Here is a 4,156-nt window from a genome sequence, read left to right on the forward strand (position 1 = left end):
CTTCGACAGCCGCGGCCTGATCGCCGCGAGCTGCGCGTTCAGGATTTCGATCTCGCCCATCAGCCGTTCGGAATGGCCGCGCGCGGCTGCGGTCAGCCCATCGCGGGTCTCAGCCCGCCACACGGTTCCGGTCGTCTCGGCGAAATTGGTGGCGTTGCGCAGGTCGCGCGAGAAGATGACGAAATTGGCGCTCAAGGCATCGACTTCGTGGCGGTATGAGTTCACGCGGTTGAGCGCGAACATGACGGCCGCCGAGGCCAGGGCAAAGACGAGCAATCCCGAAATATAGCGGACCCGGATCGACCGGATGAAGGAGGAATACTCCGGCATGCGTAACCCCAACCCAAACGCACAATTTTAACGGTCGGGATTACGCTTGATTTACATTAAGATTTCGTTGGTGCGGCTGCCTGTCTTGCCTGCGCATTTAGGGCTCAGGGCCAGATTTAAGCACGTCAATCCGTCGACAGGGAAAACTCGTTGGCGATGGTGACGTGGTGGTGAATGCGGCCCTCGAAATATCGGGACAGCACCGCTTCGGTCGCGGCGCGCGATTCGGCGCGGGCTGGGCTAGCGAGGGCCGCGTCGACCGCCGCCATGTCGCGGTAATTGATCGCCAGGATCATCGGGAGTTCCGGCGCGCCGTCGTCGCGCTTTTCGGCGAAGGAGACGCGGACGTCGAGCGCGCCCGGGAACGCCTTCCATTTGGGCAGCACGGTCTCGATCACGTCCCTGCGGAACGCCTCCGTCTGACCGTCCTTCACCTTGCCCTCGAACAATGCGTAGCGCGTGATCATTTGTTGTCCTCCTCGTCCTTGCGTCGGAAAAATTCCATCAGTGCAGCCTGGTCCTCGCCACCCAGTCCGGCGGCCGTCAGCAGGCGATGTACCTCGGCGCACAGCGCCGTCAGCGGCATTGCCGTATGCGTGCGCCGCGCCAGGTCCTGCGCAGCGTTGAGGTCCTTCACCATATTGTCGATGCGGCCGGTGCGGCGGTAGTCGCGGGTGGCGAAGCGCGGCAGGTATTCCTGCAGGATGGCGCTGTCAGCGCGGCCGCCCTTCAGCGCCTGCGGAATCTTGAGAGCGTCCACGCCGGCATCGAGCGCCAGCCGGGTCGCTTCCGCCACAGCCATGAAGTTCAGGGCGCAGAGCACCTGGTTGATCAGCTTCGTCGTCTGCCCCGCACCGGCCGGGCCCATATGCGTATAGTTGCTGGCGACGTCGCGCAGCAGCTTATGGGCGTCGGCGACATCCTGTGCCGCGCCGCCCGCCATCAGCGTCAATTCGCCGACCAATGCCTTCGGCGCGCCGCCCGAGAGCGGGGAGTCGACCCAGCGCAGACTCCTTTCGCCGGCGTCCGCCGCCAGCTGGCGCGTCGCGTCGGGGTCGATAGACGACATGTCGATGATCAGCGTGCCGGGCTTCGCGCCGGCGGCGACGCCGCCATCTCCGAACACGGCGCGGCGCACGATTGCCGCGGAATTGAGGCTGAGGATGACGAAGTCGGCCGCTGCGGCGGCCGCGGCCGCGCTGGCCGCGGCGCTGGCGCCCTTCGCAACCAGCGTTTCCACCTTGGTCGTGTCGAGATCAAACACGAAGAGCCGGTTGCCGGTAGCGAGCAGGCGATCGCCGATCGCTCCGCCCATGGCACCGGCACCGATTAGCGCGACTGTGTTGGTCATGACGGTCGCTCCTCAAATCTGGACGTTATGTCCGCGACAATCTTTTCGAGCGGTGCGTCGATCGCCACCGCGATGGCATTCTCGTCCTTGCCTGGCACTTCCAACGTCGCGAACTGGCTGTCGAGCAGGCTGGTCGGCATGAAATGGCCGGTGCGCTCGCTCATGCGCCGGGAAATCAGTTCACGCGAACCATCGAGATAGATGAACAGCACCGGCGCGCGGGCCTGCTCGGTGATGAAATCGCGATAGGCGCGCTTCAGCGCCGAACAACCGACGATGACCGGTGCGGGCTGCAGCCTCAGCGTTCCGCCGACTTTCGCAAGCCATGGCCACCTGTCAGCGTCGTCAAGCGGAATGCCTGCGCTCATCTTGGCGATGTTGGCTTCAGGGTGCAGCTTGTCGCCATCCACATACGTCGCGTGGATCGCACGGGCCAGCGCCTCGCCCACCGTCGTCTTGCCCGAACCGGTGACGCCCATGACGACCATGCGCGGCGGCAGGTCAGATCGAAGCTGTGATGCCGCCATCGACATAGAGGACATGTCCGTTGACAAAGGAAGAGGCGTCGGACGCCAGGAAGACGCAGGCGCCGACCAGTTCTTCGACCTTGCCCCAGCGGCCAGCCGGCGTGCGCTTTTCAAGCCAGGCGCTGAAGGCCGGGTCGGCGACAAGGGCCGCATTGAGCGGCGTGTCGAAATAACCGGGCGCGATGGCGTTGCATTGCAGGCCGTGCCTGGCCCAGTCGGTCGCCATGCCCTTGGTGAGATTGCCGACCGCGCCCTTGGTCGCCGTGTAGGGCGCGATCCCCGGCCGGGCGAGCGCGGTCTGCACGCTGGCGATGTTGATGATCTTGCCGCGGCCCCGCCGGATCATGTGGCGCGCCACAGCCTGGCCGACATGGAAGACGCTGGCGACATTGGTCTGCAGCAGGCGCTCGAACGCGTCGGCGGGAAAGTCCTCGAGCGGCGTACGGAACTGCATGCCGGCATTGTTGACCAGAATGTCTATCGCTCCGTGAGCCTGCTCGAACGCATCGATGGCGGCGCGTACCGCATCATGGTCGGTTGCATCGAAGGCCAGCGTCACAGCGCCGGGGATTTGCGCGGCCGCAACGGCGAGTTTTGCCTCGTCGCGGCCGTTGAGGACCACTTTGGCCCCGGCGCCGGCGAGCCCCTTTGCCAATGCAAGGCCGATGCCTTGCGAGGAGCCGGTGACGAGCGCGGTGCGCCCGGTGAGATCGAACAAGATGGACGACATTTTCTCGATTGCCTCTCGTCGCTGTCCGCTTTATGTTATCGATAACATCAGCTGTCAAGTCAAGTGGAGCGAAAACCGATGCAGCGGCCCCATATCCTTCAGGTTGGACCTTATCCCGCGTGGGACGAGGTGCCGCTCAACGAAGCCTTCGTGGTGCATCGTTATTTTGCGGCCGAGGACAAGCCGTCCTTCCTCGCCGACGTCGGGCCGCAGGTCCGCGCCATCGCCACCCGCGGCGAACTCGGCGCGAACCGCGCCATGATCGAGGCCTGCCCGGCACTCGAGGTCGTCTCGGTCTACGGCGTCGGCTTCGACGCGGTCGATCTGTCGGCGTGCCGAGAGCGCGGCGTGCGGGTCACCAATACGCCTGATGTGTTGACCAACGACGTCGCCGATCTCGGCATCGCCATGATGCTGTGCCTGTCGCGCGGCATGATCGGCGCCGAGCGCTGGGTGCGCGATGGCAGTTGGGCCTCTAAAGGCCTTTACCCGCTGAAGCGCCGAGTCTGGGGCCGGCGGGCCGGCGTGCTCGGCCTTGGCCGCATCGGCTATGAGGTGGCCAAGCGTCTGGCCGGCTTCGGCATGGACATCGCCTACAGCGACGTCGGGCCGAAGGATTTCGCCGCGGACTGGGAGTTCGTCGCCGATCCCGTCGCCCTGGCCGGCCGTTCGGATTTCCTGTTTGTGACGCTCGCGGCGTCGGCCGCGACACGCCACATCGTCAATGGCGAGGTGATCGCGGCGCTTGGCGAGGACGGCATGCTGATCAACATTTCGCGCGCCTCCAATATCGACGAGGATGCGCTGCTCGATGCGCTCGAGAAGAAGGCGCTGGGGTCTGCCGCGCTCGACGTTTTCGAGGGCGAGCCGAAGCTCAATCCGCGGTTCCTGGCGCTCGACAACGTCCTTTTGCAGCCGCACCATGCGTCGGGCACTATCGAGACACGCAAGGCGATGGGCAAGCTGGTACGCGACAACCTTGCCGCCCATTTTGCTGGCCAGCCGTTGCTGACGCCGGTGCTGTGAAATTGTTTTACGCAAGTTTTCACGCAAAGCCTGCCTGCACAGTCCGAGGAGTTCGCCTGCCATGAAGTCGATCGTCATCCACGCCGCCAAAGACCTGCGCATCGAGGACCGTCCGGTCGAGGAACCGGGGCCGGGCCAGGTGCTGTTGCGTCTCGCCGCCGGCGGCATCTGCGGCAGCGACCTGCACTACTA

The 4,156-nt window shown here is 65.0% G+C and carries 5 protein-coding genes and 2 pseudogenes; 2 read left to right on the forward strand and 5 right to left on the reverse strand.

Annotated elements, in window-relative coordinates:
- The 5 genes and pseudogenes from EOA79_RS30125 to EOA79_RS30145 form a co-directional block, all read right to left on the reverse strand.
- Positions 1–330 (reverse strand): annotated as a pseudogene (locus EOA79_RS30125) (hybrid sensor histidine kinase/response regulator); the annotation flags it as partial.
- A 125-nt stretch (positions 331–455) separates the two neighbouring features.
- The gene (locus EOA79_RS30130) at positions 456–797 is read right to left on the reverse strand and encodes a hypothetical protein (RefSeq protein WP_095799809.1); all 342 of its coding nucleotides are present in this window, start codon (positions 795–797) and stop codon (positions 456–458) included.
- Positions 794–1,681: an NAD(P)-dependent oxidoreductase gene (locus EOA79_RS30135; protein ID WP_095799810.1), complete on the reverse strand. Its 888-nt coding sequence runs from the start codon at positions 1,679–1,681 to the stop codon at positions 794–796. Before EOA79_RS30135 ends, EOA79_RS30130 begins: the two co-directional genes overlap by 4 nt.
- Positions 1,678–2,214 (reverse strand): gluconokinase, encoded by a 537-nt coding sequence (locus EOA79_RS30140; protein WP_095799811.1) that lies wholly within the window; start codon positions 2,212–2,214, stop codon positions 1,678–1,680. The genes EOA79_RS30135 and EOA79_RS30140 overlap by 4 nt, the downstream gene beginning before the upstream one ends.
- Positions 2,183–2,938 carry an SDR family oxidoreductase gene (locus EOA79_RS30145; protein WP_095824054.1) on the reverse strand — a complete coding sequence of 252 codons (756 nt, stop codon included), beginning with the start codon at positions 2,936–2,938 and terminating at the stop codon, positions 2,183–2,185. Before EOA79_RS30145 ends, EOA79_RS30140 begins: the two co-directional genes overlap by 32 nt.
- Positions 2,939–3,016: 78 nt before the next feature.
- Between EOA79_RS30145 and EOA79_RS30150 the strand changes: the two genes are divergently transcribed.
- Positions 3,017–3,964, forward strand: coding sequence for a 2-hydroxyacid dehydrogenase (locus EOA79_RS30150; protein ID WP_095824053.1), 948 nt, complete (start codon positions 3,017–3,019; stop codon positions 3,962–3,964).
- Between the two features lie 61 nt (positions 3,965–4,025).
- Positions 4,026–4,156: pseudogene (locus EOA79_RS33925) on the forward strand (L-idonate 5-dehydrogenase); the annotation flags it as partial.

The organism is Mesorhizobium sp. M1A.F.Ca.IN.020.03.2.1, from assembly GCF_004023205.1.
Taxonomy (GTDB): Bacteria; Pseudomonadota; Alphaproteobacteria; order Rhizobiales; family Rhizobiaceae; genus Mesorhizobium.

What these genes read in the sequence shown, in the direction of transcription:
- EOA79_RS30130 (WP_095799809.1), bottom strand. Translation starts at nt 797, where the DNA reads ATGATCACGCGCTACGCATTGTTCGAGGGCAAGGTGAAGGACGGTCAG.
- EOA79_RS30135 (WP_095799810.1), bottom strand. Translation starts at nt 1,681, where the DNA reads ATGACCAACACAGTCGCGCTAATCGGTGCCGGTGCCATGGGCGGAGCG.
- EOA79_RS30140 (WP_095799811.1), bottom strand. Translation starts at nt 2,214, where the DNA reads ATGTCGATGGCGGCATCACAGCTTCGATCTGACCTGCCGCCGCGCATG.
- EOA79_RS30145 (WP_095824054.1), bottom strand. Translation starts at nt 2,938, where the DNA reads ATGTCGTCCATCTTGTTCGATCTCACCGGGCGCACCGCGCTCGTCACC.
- EOA79_RS30150 (WP_095824053.1), top strand. Translation starts at nt 3,017, where the DNA reads ATGCAGCGGCCCCATATCCTTCAGGTTGGACCTTATCCCGCGTGGGAC.